The following is an 18131-nucleotide window of genomic DNA, read 5'->3' as shown; positions in this document are numbered from 1 at the left end:
TGCCCTGGTGCCGAGTCGTCAGGGCACGCTCACGGACTCGTCGAGGGTCCCGGCTCCGCAGTGGGCCCGGAGCCGGCCCCGTCCGTCGCGGAGGGCCAGGACTCCAGCGGCGCAGTCGACGGGCTCCAGGGACTCGGCTCCGGCGTCGCGAAAGGGCCCGCGTGCTTCTCCATGAGGACCATCATCACCACCGCGAAGCCCAGGCTGATCACCATCAGCGCGGCCCCTACCGGATTGCGGTGGTTGTAGACGTAGCGGTTCGTGCCCCACCGACTGCGGACGAAGACCGGCTCGTGATCGTCATGATCCATGCCCCGGAGGCTACCGACCACACCGGGATCGGAGAGCCCCCGTACCGCATCAGAAGCTCGTCAAGATGCGCCGGAGTCCTTGAACCTCCGATGCGCGTCCGCGTTGGATCAACGGTGTGAACACCCGCCCCCAGCCCAACAGTGGTCACCCCAGCCTGGCCGTCCTCGGCGGCCGCCACCTGCTGACGATACGTGAACTGACCGTCGATCAGGAGTCGTTCACCCTCCACTACACGGTGAGCCCGCCCCTTCCGGACGAAGACGGTGACGGGATTCCCATGCTGGTGATGGAAGCAGAGGACGACCTCGGAAACGCATACGTGGACTGGGGAGGCCTCTACGGCCCGGGCCCCGAAGGCTCCTGTACCAACGGCAGCGTGACAGGACAGCCCGCTCCTCCGGCAGGGGCACACGTCCTGCGCGTGCGGGTCACTTTCCTGCGCGGCGGCGACGAGTTCCCGTGCGATCTGACACTGCCTCTCCACGGAGCCACTGGCCTCTCCGGCTGATCGCAGGGTCGCGCCGAGGGTGTGACAGGACGCGCGTACCGCCGGTGACGGCCGGGCAATCGCCGTCCGACTCCCGGATCACCGGCACGGATTCCCGGTGATCGCCGACTCGTCGATGCCGGGGACTCCTTAGGCGTACTCCCCCTCTGTGGCCCCCGGCCGCCGGCCGGTGAGCCGCCTGGCGATGGTCTGGCGGCGCATACCGCGCAGAGTGTCTGCCTGCGCGCGACCGCGACTCTCGGCGACGGCTTCCGCCAGGCCCGCGAAGCCCACTGTGAGCCACAGCCGGACAGCGATCAGCCCGACGATGTTCTCGGCCGCCACAGGGACCTCACATGTCGCACAGAAGGGGCGCGTGGTGCGCCTCCGGGCGAGGGCTGGGCCGTGGCTCGCCCGGAGGCGGATCGGGGAGTTGGCGGGAGGCTAGAGACCCACGTCGCGGCTGCGGATGTCGTCCAGGGACTCCCGGCGCACCAGGAGCCGGGCATGACCGTCGCGCACGGCGGCGACGGGCGGGCGGCCGACCAGGTTGTACCCGGAGGCCATGGACAGGTGGTAGGCGCCGGCGACGGGAACGGCGAGCAGGTCCCCGGGGCGTACGTCGTCGGGGAGGTCCACATCCGTGGCCAGCACGTCACCGGCCTCGCAGTGCCGGCCCACCACGGTCACGGGGGCCAGGGTCGGGCTGCCGCGCCGGCCCACCAGGTGGGGTGTGTAACGGACTCCGTACAGGGCCGGTCGCGGGTTGTCGCTCATACCGCCGTCGACGGCGACGTAGGTGCGCTCACCGGTGCGCTTGACGGTGAGTACGCGGTAGAGGGCGATGCCCGCCGGTCCGGCGATGGCCCGGCCCGGTTCGATGATCAGGCGAGGGACGGTCAGCCCGGCCGTCGCGCACGCTTCGATCAGTTCGGCACGGACCTTGCGGGCCAGCGTGGTCAGGTCCAGGGCCGGCTCATCGGGACGGTAGGCGATGCCGTGCCCTCCGCCGAGATCGAGCTCGGGCAGGACCAGGCCGTGCTGCTCGTGGAGGCGGGCCATGAGGCCGACCACGCGGCGCACGGCGGCCAGGTACGGCTTGACGCTGGTGATCTGCGAGCCGAGGTGACAGTGCAGGCCGGTGAGTTCGAGCTGCGGCTGCTTCAGTATCCGGGCGATGGCGTGCTGGGCGTACCCGTCGGAGATGCTGAGGCCGAACTTCTGGTCCTCGGTGCCCGTGCGGATCTTCTCGTGGCTGCCGGCGCTGATCCCGGGCACCACCCGGACCATGACCTTCTGGTGGCCGCCGGGTCCGACGGCGGCGGCCAGCAGGGCGATCTCCGACGGACTGTCGATGACGATGCGGCCCACGCGCAGCCGGAGGGCCGTCTCCAGGTCCTGCGGGGACTTGGCGTTGCCGTGGAGCACGATCCGCTCGGGCGGGAACCCGGTGCTGACCGCGAGCTCCAGTTCTCCGGCCGAGCAGACGTCGAGCCCCAGGCCCTCCTCGTCCATCCAGTGGATCATCGCGCGGCACAGGAACGCCTTGGCCGCGTACAGGACCTCGGCCTCGGGGAAGGTGTCCCGGTAGGTACGGCAGCGGTCGCGGACCTCGGCCTCGTCGAGGACATAGACGGGGGTGCCGAAGCGGTCGGCGATCTCCGCGAGGGATACGCCACCCACGGCAAGGTCGCCCGGGCGGGGCTCGGCGGTGGACGCCGGCCAGACCGACAGGTCGGTGGGGATGGTGGTGACCGCGGGGTCGTGAACGGTGGTCATCGTGGTGTCCCCGCTCAGCCGACGCGCAGGGCGAGCGCGGGAACAACGGGGTTCAGCGGCCGGGCAGACCGGGCCGTGAACCGGGGATCCACCGTGACGGTGGTGGCGCCGAGCGGTGCGGTCAGCGCCCGCAGCGCGGGCTCGGCGAGTCTGATCCACGGCTGCGCCGGGCCGAGCGTCGCGATCAGCCGGTGTTCGGAGGTGAAGCCGATGGCCGTACGGGCGCCGAGAGGAGTACGGAAGATACGCGTCACACACCCGGGTGATCCCGGCCGGACGGGGACGAACAGGGGTCCGGCCGGGAACCGATCGATAGGTTCCGGGTCTTCGCCGCACAGGATGTCTGCCATGGGATACCTCCGAGGAGCATGCGGTCCGGGTCGATGTGCTTGGCAGCCCCGGACACGGGGAGGCGGAACGGGGCTCACCGCTGACGCTATGCCCGACCGCCCCGGTTCTCCGGAGGCCGATGACGCGATCCTGACGGGCATCGAACGGATACTGACGCGATGCTGACACCAGCGTTGGTCACCCCACGGCGAGGCTGTCAGAAGAGCGCCAAGAAGCAGCGTCGGGCCTGTCCACATCGCTCACACCAGGTGTGAGATGGAAGACGCACCTCAAGGTGCGCGCCTGCGAGGAACGGTGATGCCATGCCTGATCCCGATGCGCGTTCCGACGCTCGGCGAACCGCTCGCGTCGTGGGGGGCGTGAGCGGTTCTCCGGGCAGCCTGACGGCCCTGCGCCAGGCGGCCGAAGAGGCACGGCACCGTGGCGCCGAACTGTGGGCGGTCCTCGCCTGGGAGCCGCCGGGCGGTGAGTTCAACGCCCGGCGTTCGCCGGTCCCGCCGCTGGTGCTCGAACACTGCCGTCAGCTCGCCGGGGACAACCTGCTCGACATCGTCGCCACCATGTTCGGCGCCGCCGGTCCGGGGGTTCCTCTGCACGCGTTGATCGCCCGTGGCCGGCCCGGCCAGGTCCTGGTGCAGATCGCCGACCGCGACACCGACCTCGTGGTCGTCGGCGCCGGCCGCCGCGGCCGCCTGCACCGGATGATTTCCCCTTCGGTCAGCCGCTACTGCCTCGGCCACGCCACCTGCCCGGTCCTCGCGGTCCCACCGTCCCCGCTGGAGGCCGACCTCGCGACCGTACGCCGCCACAACACATGGCACCTTCGCCTGGACACCCGGCATCTTGCCGAGGAGTCGCGAGGGCACACCCAGGGCACATGAACGGGAAAAGCAGCGCATCGGGTCGCCACCGCGAACCCTCCCGTGCGCTGGCGGCCGTTCTCGGCCACGCCGAGGTCCTGCTGGGCTCGGCATCGTCCTGAGAGCCGTAGCTCTGCCGGCAGTTTGCTGATGCTGCCTGGTCAGGGTGTGGCGGGCGCGGAACAGCCGTGAGCCTTGGCCGATCGCCGGGCGAAGACCTTGAGCGCGGAACGCTCGTAGGCCCGGTCGGCCGCCGAGGTCTTGGAGTCGCCGGACGGCCGGAGCGAGAAGAAGGCGGGCTCGCCGTGCCGTGGGCACACGGCACTGGTCCAGTAGCCATTGCCGTACAGCTCTCCCGCACGGCTGCCGGACGAGTGCCCAGGGGCCCCGGGGCGCTCGAACTGGTTGTACCTCGCGTCCTCCGCGAACGGGCCGTAGTGAGCGGCGAGTACGTAGACAGTGTGGCCGCGTGAATTGCCCAGTACGCACTCTTCGTACGGTGTCTCGCCCGTCTTGCTCTCCCAGGCCCAGGACACCGACTTCCGTCGGGCGGGGACGTCGGCACAGGTGCCCTTGGCCTCGGCGGGCGGGACCCGTTCGTCCTCGTTCACCGGCAGCGGGGCCGTGGTGAGCGGGCGGCCGAGATCGGCGTCGCAGCCCCAGTGGTGGGAGGCGTCCGCTGCCGTGGCGGTGGCGATGCGGGCGAACTCCGTTCGACGGTCGGGGTTGTCGAGCGTGATGTCCTCCGCCTCCGCATGCACCGTGACCAGGAGATCGCTGCGGCCCTTTGCGCAGTCGAGCAGTACGGCGGTGGTGGACCCGGCCTCATCGTCGTAGGTGTCGGAGGTGCTGAAGACACCGTTCCAGCCCTGGCCGAGAGGACTGGGCGGGAGGGAGGAGGGCACGCCCGGGTACAGCCCGTCGTACCGGTCCTGGCGATTGACGGTCGGTACACCGCTGATGACGACCTCGACCGACGCATCGTGCGTCGCCTTGCCGGCATTGTGCTCAACATCGCGCTGGATGTCGCACTCCACCCGCAGGGAAGTCTCCTTGTCCTCGAGGCCACCCTCGTTGCGATCGCGTTCGGGCCCGTTCTCCAGACCCCGGTCGCCCAACACGGCCCGCACCTCGTCGGCCGGAAGCACTCCATCGCAGGCATCCTCGATCAGGCGCCCGGTCGACCAGCGGTCGTAGCCACCGCCGAACCAGAAGTATCCGCCCGACAGCAGCGCCAGTGCGCAGACCACGACAGCGATCTTCGCCGCGTGGCGCTTCAACGGGCCCATTCCTCAACCTCTCCCAGGATGGTGGTGTCCCGGCAGTGCGAACGCTTCGGCCAGGCATCGCCGTCGGCCAGGTAGCGCCGCAGCGTGGCGCGGGCATCGGACGAAAGCTTCTTGCGCTGGGCCCGGGTGAGGGCGACCTCGTCGTCTTCGTCCTGGTCGCCGAACTCGAGCGGGACCGTGATGGCGATCCGGTGGTAGCTCCTGCCGCCGTCACACACCGACTTCGCCCACAGGGCGAGCTCGGGAGGCAGTCCCGTGTTCTTGATCACCGTCTTGCCGCCGGGCGTTGCGGGCGAGGGCTTGTCCCGGCCAGGCACATCGCCGGTGTCCGCATAGCGCTCCCAGGCACCACGCGCGAATTCTCCGGCCCAGCTCTCCGCCTTCACCTCATCCACCGGCAGGTCCTCCACGTACGCGGGGAGGCCGGACACCTGGCCACCGCAGGACCCGGCACGCTGGTTGTACGCACTGTCGCCGGTGAACCGCCAGTCGTACGGCTTCTCGGATTCCATGCTCTCGGCGAAGTTCAGAGCCTTGGGATCCAGCCATGAGCACACCTGCGTGGGCGTGCGGCCCGTACGGAGCACCGTCGCGCCCTCGGTGCTGATCGGATCGCGGCCGCAGTTCTGCTCCCGGGTGACCCAATTGGCGACGCGGACCGCCGTACGGGCCGCGAGGAGGCGGTCGGCATGAGACACGTCATAGTCGCTGTCGGCCTTCGACGGCAGTGCCACCGAGACGCTCAGCAGCTTCGACGGAAGCTTCCTGCCGGTCAACCCGTTCGGACACCCCACCCGCAACGAGGCATCCACCTCACTGCCGTTGAGTCGGTCTTCTGCTCCCGTGCTCCCCTTCGCCCCGGGCGGGAGCGGCAGAGCGAAGTCGCCGGGAGAGTCCCCGTCAGCGGAAGAGTCCTTCTCCGCGGAAGCGTTGTCCCCCTGCGTGGCCAGCACGGCTTCCGCCCGGACCCGGACCTGCGCATCGGGCTCCCAACGGCCGGCGCCCCAGGAAAGTGTGCAATCCAGCAGGGCCCGGCTCTCCTGATGCGGGTCGAGCATCGTGCCGTACTGCTCCAGCGCGCCCGAGCTGTCGGACGGGACGAATCCCCTCAGCTCCCGCTGTGGCAGGAGCCCCGCACAAGCGTGTTTCAACTGCGCCTGATTGACCGCTCTTTGACTACTCCGCATCAACGAACACGACACAGCCACCACAACGATGGCAACGGCGACCGCACCACACGACACCACGGCAACGAGCCACTTGCGCCCCCACAGGCCGCGCATCCCCCGTCCTTCCCCCGTAACTCAGTCGCGAACGCTCTCAGTGTGCTCGACCCTCGGCGGCGACAAGTCGCCCGGACCGACCACACGGACACACTCTCGGTTGTCGGGGTCGGTGACCACCCTGTGCCGCAATCTTGATGAACTACTGATTCTCATCAGCGAAATACCCTCCTCGCGTCGCATCACGGACCTCGCCGTCGTCGAGGTGGACAGCGGCCCGCTGGTGGTCTGCGCCACTTTGGCGGGGCCCGCGTGGACCTGGGATCCGCTGCGGGTCGTGGGCAGAAGGCGTGTGCCGCCCGGTGGCCACCCGAGGACGTCCTCGGGTGGCCACCGGTCTGGTCCCGGCCGGACGCCGCGGCCACGCCGTCTCCCTGGTCTCGACGGCATCGCCGTCTCAACGGTGGTCGGTGGCCACTGGGCAGGCTGGTCGGACAGACGCCGGGCCGGGGGGTGCCGGCGATGCCGGCCGTGGGCGTACTGCTGATGGACGCGCAGTTCACCGCCCTGACCTCCCTGGCACTCGTCCTTGGCGGGCTCTGGCCCTCCGGCTCCAACGCGGTGCGCTTCGTCGGGGCACTGGCCGCCGCCCTGGGCGCCTCAGCGGTCAACGCGGGTATCGCCTCCGGTGCGGCGGTCGGTGGACGGGCGGCGTCCGCGTACGGACTCGATCGGGTGCCGCCGGCCGCCCTGGTGGTCTGCGTGGCGGCGCTCCCCGCCGTCTGGGTCACGCGCCGGCTGAACGCCTCCGCCACCACCGCGGGGGCCGGTCACCCGTTCGCGGTGCCGAACGGGCGTCAGTGAGGGCTATACGGGCGGTGGCGTGCGATGAGGAGTCTCCGCGCGGGAAACCCTCAACGGTTGCCGATACGCGCGCCCCACCGCCACCCTCGCTTGAGGTGAATCGCAGATGACCGACCTTGCCTTCATCGGCCTCACGATCCTCGTCTTCGCCGTGGTCTCCCTGGTCGCCAAGGGAGCCGAGCGGCTGTGACCGCCGACAACATCGTCGGCCTGGTGGTCGCCGCCGCACTGATCGGCTATCTGGTGCTCGCCCTGATCCGGCCGGACAAGTTCTGATGAACGCCACACTCGCGGGCTGGCTCCAGGTCCTGCTGCTCGTCGTGCTGCTCGCCGCCTCGTACCGCCCGCTCGGTGACTTCATGGCGCACACCCTCACCACCAGGCGCCATCTACGGGTCGAGCGCGCCATCTACCGCGTCGGCGGGGTGAACGGCGACGCGGACCAGAGCTGGCCCGCGTACCTGCGCAGCCTGCTGGCCTTCGCCGCCGTGGGTGTCCTGTTCCTGTACGCCTTCCTGCGGCTCCAGAACCACCTGCCGCTGTCGATCGGCAGGGGACCTGTGGACCCGGACGGCTCGTTCAACACCGCAGTCTCCTTCGTCACCAACACCAACTGGCAGTGGTACTCCGGCGAAGCGACCATGGGTCATCTGGTCCAGATGGCGGGCCTGGCGGTGCAGAACTTCGTGTCGGCCGCCATGGGCGTCGCCGTGGTCGCCGCCCTTATCCGCGGGTTCACCCGCAAGCAGACCGACCGGGTCGGCAATTTCTGGGTGGACCTGACCAGGATCACCGTACGCGTGCTGCTCCCCTTCTCCTTCGCCTTCGCGATCGTCCTGGTCGCGGGCGGCGCCATCCAGAACTTCCACGGCGTCCACGAGATCACCACGCTCTCCGGGGGCTCCCAGGTGCTGACCGGCGGCCCGGTCGCCTCCCAGGAGGCCATCAAGGAACTGGGCACCAACGGCGGCGGCTTCTACAACGCCAACTCCGCCCACCCCTTCGAGAACCCCAACGCGCTCACCAACCTCATCGAAACCTATCTGCTGCTGGTGATCTCGTTCAGCCTGCCGCGCACCTTCGGCCGGATGGTCGGCGACCACCGTCAGGGCTACGCCATCCTCGCCGTGATGGTCCTCGTCTGGGCCGCGTCGGTGGTCATCGTCACCGCCAACGAGCTGCACAGCGTCAGCAGCCCGGCCGGGCACGCCGCCGGGGGGATGATGGAGGGCAAGGAGCAGCGCCTGGGCGTCTGGGCATCCGCGCTCTTCGCCGTCTCCACCACCCTCACCTCGTGCGGAGCCGTCAACTCCGCCCACGACTCCTTCTCGCCGGGCGGCGGCGGGCTGTTGATCTTCAACATGCTGCTCGGCGAGATCGCGCCCGGCGGTACCGGGTCCGGTCTGTACGGCATCCTGATCCTGGCCGTCGTCGCGGTCTTCGTGGCCGGGCTCATGGTCGGCCGCACCCCGGAATACCTCGGCAAGAAGCTCGGCCGCCGGGAGATGACGTTCGCCTCGCTGTACATCCTGACCACTCCGGCGGTGGTGCTGGTCGGCACCGCGGCGGCCATGGCGAGCCCCGGAGCGCGCGCCAAGATGCTCAATACGGGTGAGCACGGCTACTCGGAGGTCCTGTACGCCTTCAGCTCCGCCGCCAACAACAACGGATCCGCGTTCGCGGGCCTCACGGTCGACGGCACCTGGTACAACACGGCGCTCGGCCTGGCCATGCTCGTCGGCCGGTTCCTGCCCATGGTGTTCGTCCTGGCGCTGGCGGGCTCGCTCGCCCGGCAGAAACCGGTCCCGGTGACGGCGGGCACGCTGCCCACCCACCGCCCGCAGTTCGTCGGCCTGCTGACCGGCGTGGTCCTGATCGTCGTCGGCCTCACCTACTTCCCCGCGCTCTCCCTCGGCCCGATCGCGGAGGGGCTGACCTGATGCCCCACACCGCACGACCTCCCGCGGCGCCACGGGGCTCGCGGACCGCGCCCCATCCTCCGCACCGTGTCCAGGGCGGGCTGCTCGACCCCAAGCTGCTGTGGCGGTCGCTGCCCGACGCCTGCCGCAAGCTGGACCCGCGGACGCTCTACCGGAACCCGGTCATGTTCGTGGTCGAGGTCGGCGCCCTCCTCACCACCGCGTCGGCGATCAAGGATCCGTCCGTCTTCTCCTGGCTGATCACGGCCTGGCTGTGGCTGACCGTCGGCTTCGCCAACCTGGCGGAGGCAGTGGCCGAGGGGCGTGGCAAAGCCCAGGCCGAGACACTGCGCAGGACCAGGACCGCCACGACCGCCCGCAAGCTCGTCGACTGGCGGCCGGGGGCACCGCAACCGCGGGAGCGGCCGGTGCCCGCGGCCGACCTGACTCTGGGCGACCATGTGGTCGTCGAGGCAGGGCAGGTCATCCCCGGCGACGGCGACATCGTGGAAGGCATCGCCAGCGTCGACGAGTCCGCGATCACGGGCGAGTCCGCACCGGTGATCCGCGAGTCGGGCGGCGACCGGTCCGCGGTCACCGGCGGCACGAAGGTGCTGTCCGACCGCGTCGTCGTACGGATCACCTCCCGGCCCGGCGAGACCTTCATCGACCGGATGATCGCTCTGGTGGAAGGCGCCGCCCGGCAGAAGACCCCCAACGAGATCGCGTTGAACATCCTGCTGGCCTCCCTCACCATCATCTTCCTGCTCGCCGTCACCACCCTCCAGCCGCTGGCGATCTACGGGCACGCCGAGCAGCCCATCGTGATCCTTGTGGCCCTGGTCGTGGCACTGATCCCGACCACCATCGGCGCGCTGCTCTCCGCGATCGGCATCGCCGGGATGGACCGGCTCGTCCAGCGCAACGTCCTGGCGATGAGCGGCCGGGCCGTCGAGGCGGCGGGCGACGTCAACACCCTGCTGCTCGACAAGACCGGCACCATCACCCTGGGGAACCGGCAGGCGGCCGAGCTGGTCCCCGTGGGCGGTACGGAGCCCGTCGCGCTCGCGGACGCCGCGCAGCTGTCCTCCCTGGCCGACGAGACGCCCGAGGGCCGCTCCATCGTGGTCCTCGCCAAGGAACGCCACCAGCTGCGGGCCCGCGCCGAAGGGGAGCTGGCGCACGCCGAGTTCGTGCCCTTCACCGCCCAGACCCGCATGTCCGGCGTGGACCTCGGCGGCGAGCACCTCCGGCAGCTCCGCAAGGGCGCCGCGACGGCCGTGATGAAGTGGGTACGGGACAACGGCGGCCATCCGACCGACGAGGTCGGTCCGGTCGTCGACGCGATCGCCGCCAGCGGCGGCACCCCGCTCGTCGTCGGCGAGGCCGCCACCGAGAGCGGGCGCACCACGGCCCGGGTGCTCGGCGTGATCCACCTCAAGGACGTGGTCAAGGAGGGCATGCGGGAGCGGTTCGACGAGCTGCGCCGGATGGGTATCAAGACGGTGATGATCACCGGGGACAACCCGCAGACCGCACACGCTATCGCCAAGGAGGCCGGGGTGGACGACTTCCTCGCGGAGGCGACTCCCGAGGACAAGATGGCGCTCATCAAGCGGGAGCAGGCGGGCGGCAAGCTGGTCGCGATGACCGGCGACGGCACCAACGACGCGCCCGCGCTGGCCCAGGCCGACGTCGGCGTGGCCATGAACACCGGCACCTCCGCCGCCAAAGAGGCCGGGAACATGGTCGACCTGGACTCCAACCCGACCAAGCTCATCCAGATCGTGGAGATCGGCAAGCAGCTGCTGATCACGCGTGGCGCGCTCACCACCTTCTCGATCGCCAACGACGTCGCCAAGTACTTCGCGATCCTCCCCGCGATGTTCGCGGCCGAATTCACCGGCCTGGACCGGCTCAACATCATGGGGCTGCACAGCCCTGAGTCGGCCATCACCTCCGCCATCGTCTTCAACGCGCTCATCATCGTCGCGCTCATCCCGCTCGCGCTGCGCGGAGTGCGCTACCGCCCCTCCTCCGCGGCCGCGCTGCTCAGCCGCAACATCTACCTGTACGGCTTCGGTGGTCTGGCGCTGCCCTTCGTCGGCATCAAACTGATCGATCTCATCGTCCAGTTCGTCCCCGGACTGCGCTGACCGCCAAGGGAAGGTGGAGTGCCATGACCCCGTTCCTCCCAGCCTGGATCCGCCTCTACCTGTCGGGCCTGCGGATGCTGCTGGTCTTCACCGCCATCACGGGGGTGTTCTACCCCCTGGCGGTGACGGGCGTCGCCCAAGCGCTCTTCGGGGACGAGGCAAACGGCTCGGAGATCAAACGGAAGGGCACGGTCGTCGGATCCAGCCTCATCGGCCAGCGTTTCGACCTGCCAAAGAAGAACCCCGACGACCTGAACGAGCAACCACGCCCCGACCCACGATGGTTCCAGCCGCGCCCCTCCGCCGGTGGCTACGATCCGCTCGCCTCCGGCGCGTCCAACCTCGGTCCCCACGACAAGCGGCTCATCGACGCCATCGACCAGCGCCGGAAGGGCATCGCCCGCTTCAACCACGTGCCCCCCGCCCAGGTCCCGGCCGACGCCGTGACAGCCGGCGGCTCGGGCCTGGACCCGCACATCTCGAAGGGGTACGCCCACCTCCAGGCCGCGCGCGTGGCCAAAGCCCGCGGCTTGGACGAAGCCGCCGTCCGCAGGCTGGTGGACGACCACCTCCACGACCGCATTCTGGGGTTCCTCGGCGAAGAACGCGTCAACGTGGTCGAGCTCAACCACGCGCTCACCGAACTGAGATGAGGCGGTTGCGGCGCCGCCGCAGCGGATCCCGCCACCGTCGCGCCGAAGCCATCCTGAGCGTGTCGTCAGAGGGAACGCTGTCCGCATATACGAAACCTTGACGTCGAACTCGCGTACGACCGGAACCGACACCCTTCCGCCCTCCCCTCTTGTCTGACGTGACGTCAACCACCCCTTCGGCAACACCTCGCGGCATCCGTTCCCAGCACATGGTGATCTGCGGTGACGACCGACTCGCCCACCGGCTCGCCGTCGAACTCGACGCCATCTGCGGTGAGGTCGTCACCGTCGTACTGCCATCCGGCAACGACCAGCGCCTCCCGCGGATCACCGCCCTCCACGACGACCCCGACTCGCCGGTGGAGCTGCTGGTCTCGGCGCGCCCCAACGAGCAGACCCTGCGCGCGGCCGGTGTCGAGCGGGCCGCGGCCGTGGCCCTCACCTACCGCGACGACCAGGTGAACATGACGGCGGCACTGCTGGCGCGGAGCCTCAACCCCGCCGTACGGCTGGTGATCCGCATGTACCACCGCGAGCGTGGCCGGCACCTGGAGCGGCTGCTGGACCGGGCCGCCATAGTGCGCGACCGCGCCGAGGACGAGGGGCCCATCGACACATCGACCACTGTCCTGTCGGATGTCGAGACCGCCGTCCCCGAGCTGGTTGCGGCGGCCGCGGTCGGCCAGGGCCACACCCTTCAGGCCGACGGCAAGGTCTTCCGGGGCGTCGTACGGGCCGCCGGGGCCCCGCCGCAGGCGACTGACCTGGCCACCCTGGCCGTACTCTCCGGCACCCACCAGGACGACCCCGGCAGCGAGGACAGCGCGGAGACCCCCGGCGCCGACGGTACGCAGCTGCTGCCGGACACCTCCACCGCGTACCACCGTACGTTCACCCACGCGCGGCTCATGCTGGAACAGGTCACCCACCGGGCGACTCCCGAGAGCCCGGGAGAGCCGCGCGCGACCCGCGGCTGGATCCGGGACCGGCTCACCCGCCTGCCGTGGAAGGTGTTCGTCTCCCGCGAAGTCACCGCCGTCTTCGGAGTGCTGGGGGCGATCGTCGTCCTGCTGGCGATCGCCACGGCCCTGGTCCACGACGGCCCGCTGTGGCAGTCCGTCTATCTGCCGCTGCTCGACATCTTCACCATGGGCGACCCGGCCATCGACGAGGGCCACGGTCGCCAGGTGCTCCAGCTCGTCGCGGGCTTCGTCGGGCTGGCCGTCCTGCCGCTCGTCGTGGCGGCGGCCATCAACGCGACCGAGGCGTTCCGCGCCGGATCGGCCAGCCACCCGCCCGCCGACGACCTCCGCAACCACATCGTCCTCGTCGGCCTCGGCAGGATCGGCACCCGCGTCCTCGCCCAGCTCGGCACCACCCGCCACAAGGTCGTGGTCATCGAACGCAACCCGCAGGCCCGTGGCGTCGGCTTCGCCCGCGAACTCGGCGTACCACTGCTGATCGAGGACGCCGCCACCCCCGGCGTCCTGGAGCTCACCCGCATCGACCGGGCCGCCTCCCTGCTCGTCTGCACGCGTGAGGACGGGGAGAACCTGGACATCGTGATGGCCGCCCGTGAGATCAACCCGCGTGTGCGTGTGGTGATGCGGCTGTACGACGACGATTTCGCGGCCACCGTCTCGCGTACGATGCGCGCTTCCTACCCCGACGCGCTGACCCGCAGCCGCAGTGTCTCGGCGCTCGCCGCGCCTGCCTTCGCCGCCGCGATGATGGGTCGGCACGTACTGGGCATCATGCCGATCGAGCGCGGCGTCCTGCTCTTCACCGTGGTGGACGTCGGCGGACACCCGGCGCTGGAGGGGCATTCGATCCATGAGGCGTTCAAGCGGAACGCGTGGCGCGTACTGGCCGTGGGGCCCGCCTCCGTACAGCCCTCCTCGGACACGGACACGCTCGGCGGAGGGCTGCGCCTCGACCCGCCGGGATTCGACTGGCGTCCGCCGCACGGCCGCGTGCTGCGGTCGGGCGACCGCGTGGTCCTGGCGACCACACGGCGCGGGCTGGATGTACTGATGGCGGGGGTGCAGCCCGTCCGGACGGATCCGCCACGCGGCTAGCGGCGCGAGTCGAGAGTGAGGACGACCACACTGCGCGGCCCGGGCCGGTCTGCCCCTTCTTCAAAGGCTGATGTCGCGGCTGTGCACATCGGCGAGCGTCTCGCGGCGTACCAGGAGGCGGGCTCGCCCTCCGGAGACGGCGACCACCGGCAGGCGGCACACCAGGGCGCGGCCGGGCACCGCCGGGACGGGGTGCGTGTCGAAGACGGGCAGCGCGACCACGTCCCCGGGCCGTGGATCGCCGAGTAGCGGACCACCGGACTCTGCCCCGTATCGCAGACCGTCCCGCACACCACCGTCGACCGCGACGGTGAACGTTCGCGCGGCGGTCCGTTCGACCGACAGCACGCGGTGGAGCGCGACAGCCGCGGGACCGACGACCGCGCTCCCCACGCCGATGGTCAGCCGCGGCACCGTCATGCCCGCCGCCGCGCAGCTCCTGATCAGCGCGGTCCGCAGCATGTGGGCGATGCCGCCGCTGTCGGCGGCGTCCTCGCCGGGGGTGCGGGCGAGACCGGGGCCGCCGAGGTGCAGTTCGTGGAAGGCGGTGGCGTGCCGGTGACGTACGCGGGCCAGGAAGCCGATGATGTTCCGCACCGCCGATACCCAGGTCCTGGCGGTGGCGGTCCGCGCCCCGAGGTCGGCGTGGAGGCCGGCCAGTTCCAGGCGTGGCTGGTCGAGTATCCGAACAATGGCGTGATGCGCGGTCGCGTCGTTGAGCGACAGACCCGGCGTCCTGCCGCCGGTGACGATGCCCGGCGACACCCGGAGCAGGACCCGCCGGCGGCTGCCTGCCGGGACCGCGGCGGCCAGCCGGGCGGTAGCCGAGGCGCTGTCGATGATGATCCGGCCCACGCCCAGCCGCAGGGCGGCGGCGAGATGCTCGGGGTGCCGCGGTATGCCGTGCAGCACGATGTGCTCGGGCGGGAGGCCGTCCACGACCGCGAACTCCAGCTCCTCGGCCGATCGCACCGCCAGGCCCAGCCCCTCCTCCCGCACCCAGTGCGCCACGGCCCGGCACCAGAGGGCGTCGGCTTCGTACAGGACGCCGCCGTCGGGGAGGGCGTCCCGGAAGACCCGGCAGCGTCTGCGGACTTCGTCCTCGTCGAGAACGCAGGCGGGGGTGCCGAAGCGGTCGGCGATCTCGGCGAGCGGCACCCCGCCGATGGCGGGAGAAGGGGCGCGGCCGGTTGCGGGGCCGTCATGGGGAAGGCGCTCCGACGGCCCCGGCCGCCGAGGCGGACCGTCGCGGTCCGCCACTGCCGGGACGTCACTCGGCGGCATGCTCACGTCGGGAGCCTCCTCGCGTCCGTACCAACACCCCCCGTACGACAGGCGCCCCGGCCGTGGCACGAGAAACCGGGGCGCCTCACGTGACGGTACGGCTCCGGCGGCCCGCCCGGATCGGCCCCATATGGATCATTGACGCACCACGCCTGAGCCTTGACGTGCTCCTATCACCCCGCCGCTGCGGATCGGCTAGCGGGCGGGCGGCGGGGCCACGCCGGGCAGGCTGAGGATCATGGTGACGCCGCCGCCGGGCGTCTCGTCGGGGACGAGGGTGCCGCCCATCGCCTCGGCCAATCCGCGCGCGAGGGTGAGGCCGAGCTCGGCTCCGGCGTGGCCCTCCTGGGCGCCCAGGCGCTGGAAGGGGCGCAGAGTCCGCTCGTGGTGGGGCGGGTGGGTACCGGAGCCGTGGTCGATCACCCTGATCTCCACGCGGCCCGCGTGCGCGCCGGCAGTCAGCAGCACCCGCTGCCCGGCCGGGCTGTGATGGCGGGCGTTGGAGACCAGGTTGACCAGGATGCGCTCCACGAGAGCGGGGTCGGCGAGGAGTTCGGGGACGCCGTCGGGGATGCGGACGTCCACATGGTGGTCGGAGGGTCCGAGGCTCTCCAGCGCCCGCGGCAGGATGTCCTCGACGGCCAGCGGCTGCGGGGCGGTCCCGAGGGTGCCCGCCTGGAGGCGGCTGACGTCCAGCAGGTTTCCGACGAGTTGGTCGAGGCGGGCCAGGGAGCCCTGGGCCGTGGCGGCGAGCTGTTCGCGATCCGCGTCGGTGAGCGCGACGTCGCGGTCGGCCAGGCGGTCGACCGCGTCCCTGGCGGTGGTCAGCGGGGTACGCAGATCGTGGCCGACGGCGTGCAGCATGGCGGTACGGGCCCGGTCGGCCTCGGCGATCGGGCGTGCCTCCTCGGCCGCCTCCTCCAGCCGCTGCTGGCGCAGGGCGACGGCTGCCTGGGCCGCGTACGCCTCCAGGACCCGCCGGGCCGCGGCGGGCAGCGGATGGCCGCGCAGCACCAGCGACAGCCCGTCGCCGACGGGGATGTCGGCATCGCCCTCGTCGGGACTCGTGGACGGCTCGTCGCCGACGGTGGCGGCGATCCGCCAACTGCCCGGGTCGCGTTGACGGTCCGGGGTCAGCGGCGTGCCGGGGCGACGTTCGAGCAGCGTGACGGAGGTCAGCCCGTAGGTCTCCCGCAGCCGTTCCAGCAGCACGTCGAGGGCGCGCTCTCCCCCTCGCTCCGCTGGGAGGACCCCCATGCGCAGCACACTCCCGGCGAGCGTGGACAGCGCTTCGGCGTCGGCGGTGGCACGGGCGGCGTCCCGGGTGCCGCGGGCGGCCACGTCGACGACGGCGCTGACCGCCACGGCGGCCAGGACGAACGCCACCAAGGCGCTGAGGTGGTCGGCGTCGGCGACGGCGAAGGTATGGACCGGCGGGGTGAAGAAGTAGTTGAGCAGCAGGAAGCCCGCCACGGCCGCGGTCAGCGCCGGATACAGACCACCCACCAGCGCGACGCCGATCACGGCGAAGAGGAAGGCCAGGATGTCGCTGGACAACGACAACTGGCCGCGCAGGGCGGTGAGAGACAGGGTGAGCAGCGGCAGGGCCCCCGCGGCGAGCAGGAATCCAGCCAGGCGCCGGCGCCGCGTCAGTCCCTCGCGGGTCGCCGCGCGCCTGCCCCGCCCGATCTCCTCGTGGGTGACCAGATGAACGTCGATCGGTCCGGACCGCGCGACCGTGGTCACCCCGACGCCGCGCCGGAACAGCTGCCCGATGAGTCCGCGGCGGGAGGCGCCGAGCACCAGCTGCGTGGCGTTCACACCGCGCGCGAAGTCCAGCAGCGCGGTGGGGATGTCATCGCCGACCACCTGGTGGTAGGTGCCGCCGAGGCTCACCACCAGCGCCCGCTGCCGGGTCAGGTTGGCCGGGGTGGCGGCAGTCGCCAGCCCGTCGCTGCTGGTCACGTGGACGGCGAGCAGGTCGGCGCCCCGGGTACGTTCGGCGATGCGGGAGGCGCGACGGACGAGCGTGTCGCCCTCGGGTCCGCCGGTGAGGGCGACGACGACGCGTTCCCGAGCCTCCCACGTTCCGGCGATGGCGTGGTCGGCGCGGTAGCGCTCCAGCTGGTCGTCGACCTTGTCGGCCAGCCACAGCAGGGCCAGCTCCCGCAGAGCGGTCAGATTGCCGACCCGGAAGTAGTGGGTGAGCGCTGCATCGATCTTCTCCGGCGGATAGATGTTGCCGTGCGCCATCCGGCGGCGCAGTGCCTCGGGTGTGATGTCGACCAGCTCCACCTGGTCGGCCTGGCGCACCACCTCGTCGGGGACGGTCTCGCGCTGCGGCACCCCGGTGATCTGCCGGACCACGTCGTTCACCGACTCCAGGTGCTGGATGTTGACCGTGGACAGCACGGTGATCCCCGCGTCCAGCACCCGCGCCACGTCCTGCCAGCGCTTCTCATGGGGTGAACCCGGCACATTGGTGTGCGCCAACTCATCGATCAGAGCCACCTGCGGGTGGCGGGCGATCACCGTGTCGGCGTCCAGTTCGGTGAAGGTCGTGCCCCGGTAGGCGATCGTCTTCCGGGGGATGGTCTCCAGCCCGTCGAGCAGCGCCTCCGTCCGGGGGCGGCCGTAGGTCTCCACGTATCCGATGACCACGTCCGTCCCGCGCTCGGCCCGGCGCTGCCCCTCGGCGAGCATGGCGTACGTCTTGCCGACCCCGGGGGCGGCGCCGAGGTAGATCCGCAGCTGCCCGCGTTCCATCTCCGGCCCTCCCTCCGATGGATGTGAGGCCGTCTCTGATCCCCAGTGTCCGCCCACGGCGCGGCCGCCGACCGGCTCGACGCACCGGGCCGCCGCACAGGGATCGCCCG

The 18131-nt window shown here is 71.0% G+C and carries 15 protein-coding genes and 1 pseudogene; 8 read left to right on the top strand and 8 right to left on the bottom strand.

What is annotated here, in order from left to right; genetic code table 11:
* Positions 1–29: 29 nt before the first annotated feature.
* The gene (locus AC4BEG_RS28720) at positions 30–311 is read right to left on the bottom strand and encodes a hypothetical protein (protein WP_490702623.1); all 282 of its coding nucleotides are present in this window, start codon (positions 309–311) and stop codon (positions 30–32) included.
* A 116-nt stretch (positions 312–427) separates the two neighbouring features.
* Here AC4BEG_RS28720 and AC4BEG_RS28715 point away from each other — a divergent pair, with 116 nt between their 5' ends.
* On the top strand, positions 428–820 hold the full coding sequence (locus tag AC4BEG_RS28715) for a hypothetical protein (protein WP_490702622.1): 393 nt from the start codon (positions 428–430) through the stop codon (positions 818–820).
* Between the two features lie 22 nt (positions 821–842).
* On the opposite strand, the pseudogene AC4BEG_RS28710 reads toward AC4BEG_RS28715, so the two are convergent.
* From AC4BEG_RS28710 to AC4BEG_RS28700, 3 genes and pseudogenes are all read right to left on the bottom strand, one after another.
* Positions 843–1117 (bottom strand): annotated as a pseudogene (locus AC4BEG_RS28710) (potassium-transporting ATPase subunit B); the annotation flags it as partial.
* A gap of 126 nt (positions 1118–1243) precedes the next feature.
* Entirely contained in the window at positions 1244–2578 is a 1335-nt protein-coding gene (gene lysA, locus AC4BEG_RS28705) for a diaminopimelate decarboxylase (protein ID WP_490702621.1), read from the bottom strand.
* 14 nt (positions 2579–2592) lie between these two features.
* On the bottom strand, positions 2593–2832 hold the full coding sequence (locus AC4BEG_RS28700) for an SAV_915 family protein (RefSeq protein WP_490702620.1): 240 nt from the start codon (positions 2830–2832) through the stop codon (positions 2593–2595).
* Between the two features lie 399 nt (positions 2833–3231).
* On the opposite strand from AC4BEG_RS28700, the gene AC4BEG_RS28695 reads away from it, so the two are divergent.
* On the top strand, positions 3232–3810 hold the full coding sequence (locus AC4BEG_RS28695; RefSeq protein WP_490702619.1) for a universal stress protein: 579 nt from the start codon (positions 3232–3234) through the stop codon (positions 3808–3810).
* A gap of 140 nt (positions 3811–3950) precedes the next feature.
* Here AC4BEG_RS28695 and AC4BEG_RS28690 read toward each other — a convergent pair whose 3' ends face one another.
* Both AC4BEG_RS28690 and AC4BEG_RS28685 read right to left on the bottom strand, forming a co-directional pair.
* Positions 3951–5078, bottom strand: a complete 1128-nt coding sequence (locus AC4BEG_RS28690; RefSeq protein WP_490702618.1) for a hypothetical protein — start codon at positions 5076–5078, stop codon at positions 3951–3953.
* Positions 5066–6229, bottom strand: coding sequence for a hypothetical protein (locus tag AC4BEG_RS28685; RefSeq protein ID WP_490702617.1), 1164 nt, complete (start codon positions 6227–6229; stop codon positions 5066–5068). The genes AC4BEG_RS28690 and AC4BEG_RS28685 overlap by 13 nt, the downstream gene beginning before the upstream one ends.
* 594 nt (positions 6230–6823) lie before the next feature.
* Here AC4BEG_RS28685 and AC4BEG_RS28680 point away from each other — a divergent pair.
* The 6 genes from AC4BEG_RS28680 (at position 6824) to AC4BEG_RS28655 (ending at position 13971) form a co-directional block, all read left to right on the top strand.
* The gene (locus tag AC4BEG_RS28680) at positions 6824–7165 is read left to right on the top strand and encodes a hypothetical protein (protein ID WP_490702616.1); all 342 of its coding nucleotides are present in this window, start codon (positions 6824–6826) and stop codon (positions 7163–7165) included.
* Between the two features lie 186 nt (positions 7166–7351).
* On the top strand, positions 7352–7441 hold the full coding sequence (gene kdpF / locus AC4BEG_RS28675; RefSeq protein ID WP_490702615.1) for a K(+)-transporting ATPase subunit F: 90 nt from the start codon (positions 7352–7354) through the stop codon (positions 7439–7441).
* On the top strand, positions 7441–9105 hold the full coding sequence (gene kdpA, locus AC4BEG_RS28670) for a potassium-transporting ATPase subunit KdpA (RefSeq protein ID WP_490702614.1): 1665 nt from the start codon (positions 7441–7443) through the stop codon (positions 9103–9105). The genes kdpF and kdpA overlap by 1 nt, the downstream gene beginning before the upstream one ends.
* Positions 9105–11240, top strand: coding sequence for a potassium-transporting ATPase subunit KdpB (gene kdpB / locus AC4BEG_RS28665; protein WP_490702613.1), 2136 nt, complete (start codon positions 9105–9107; stop codon positions 11238–11240). Before kdpA ends, kdpB begins: the two co-directional genes overlap by 1 nt.
* 23 nt (positions 11241–11263) lie before the next feature.
* Positions 11264–11893, top strand: a complete 630-nt coding sequence (gene kdpC, locus AC4BEG_RS28660; RefSeq protein WP_490702612.1) for a potassium-transporting ATPase subunit KdpC — start codon at positions 11264–11266, stop codon at positions 11891–11893.
* A gap of 158 nt (positions 11894–12051) precedes the next feature.
* Positions 12052–13971: an NAD-binding protein gene (locus tag AC4BEG_RS28655; protein WP_490702611.1), complete on the top strand. Its 1920-nt coding sequence runs from the start codon at positions 12052–12054 to the stop codon at positions 13969–13971.
* A gap of 60 nt (positions 13972–14031) precedes the next feature.
* Here the strand turns inward: AC4BEG_RS28655 and AC4BEG_RS28650 are convergent, their stop codons facing one another.
* Positions 14032–15255: a diaminopimelate decarboxylase family protein gene (locus AC4BEG_RS28650; protein WP_490707237.1), complete on the bottom strand. Its 1224-nt coding sequence runs from the start codon at positions 15253–15255 to the stop codon at positions 14032–14034.
* Positions 15256–15450: 195 nt separating this feature from the next.
* Positions 15451–18021 carry a sensor histidine kinase gene (locus AC4BEG_RS28645; protein ID WP_490702610.1) on the bottom strand — a complete coding sequence of 857 codons (2571 nt, stop codon included), beginning with the start codon at positions 18019–18021 and terminating at the stop codon, positions 15451–15453.
* Between the last annotated feature and the right edge of the window lie 110 nt (positions 18022–18131).

Source organism: Streptomyces sp. JLBJ103, from assembly GCF_058215575.1.
The sequence above is the reverse complement of the archived record's forward strand: the minus strand, read 5'-3'. Positions and strand labels throughout refer to the sequence as shown.

Coding starts and splice junctions, on each gene's coding strand:
- AC4BEG_RS28680 (WP_490702616.1), top strand. CDS start 6,824: ATGCCGGCCGTGGGCGTACTGCTGATGGACGCGCAGTTCACCGCCCTG.
- lysA (WP_490702621.1), bottom strand. CDS start 2,578: ATGACCACCGTTCACGACCCCGCGGTCACCACCATCCCCACCGACCTG.
- AC4BEG_RS28645 (WP_490702610.1), bottom strand. CDS start 18,021: ATGGAACGCGGGCAGCTGCGGATCTACCTCGGCGCCGCCCCCGGGGTC.
- AC4BEG_RS28650 (WP_490707237.1), bottom strand. CDS start 15,255: ATGCCGCCGAGTGACGTCCCGGCAGTGGCGGACCGCGACGGTCCGCCT.
- AC4BEG_RS28720 (WP_490702623.1), bottom strand. CDS start 311: ATGGATCATGACGATCACGAGCCGGTCTTCGTCCGCAGTCGGTGGGGC.
- kdpA (WP_490702614.1), top strand. CDS start 7,441: ATGAACGCCACACTCGCGGGCTGGCTCCAGGTCCTGCTGCTCGTCGTG.
- AC4BEG_RS28695 (WP_490702619.1), top strand. CDS start 3,232: ATGCCTGATCCCGATGCGCGTTCCGACGCTCGGCGAACCGCTCGCGTC.
- kdpB (WP_490702613.1), top strand. CDS start 9,105: ATGCCCCACACCGCACGACCTCCCGCGGCGCCACGGGGCTCGCGGACC.
- AC4BEG_RS28690 (WP_490702618.1), bottom strand. CDS start 5,078: ATGGGCCCGTTGAAGCGCCACGCGGCGAAGATCGCTGTCGTGGTCTGC.
- kdpC (WP_490702612.1), top strand. CDS start 11,264: ATGACCCCGTTCCTCCCAGCCTGGATCCGCCTCTACCTGTCGGGCCTG.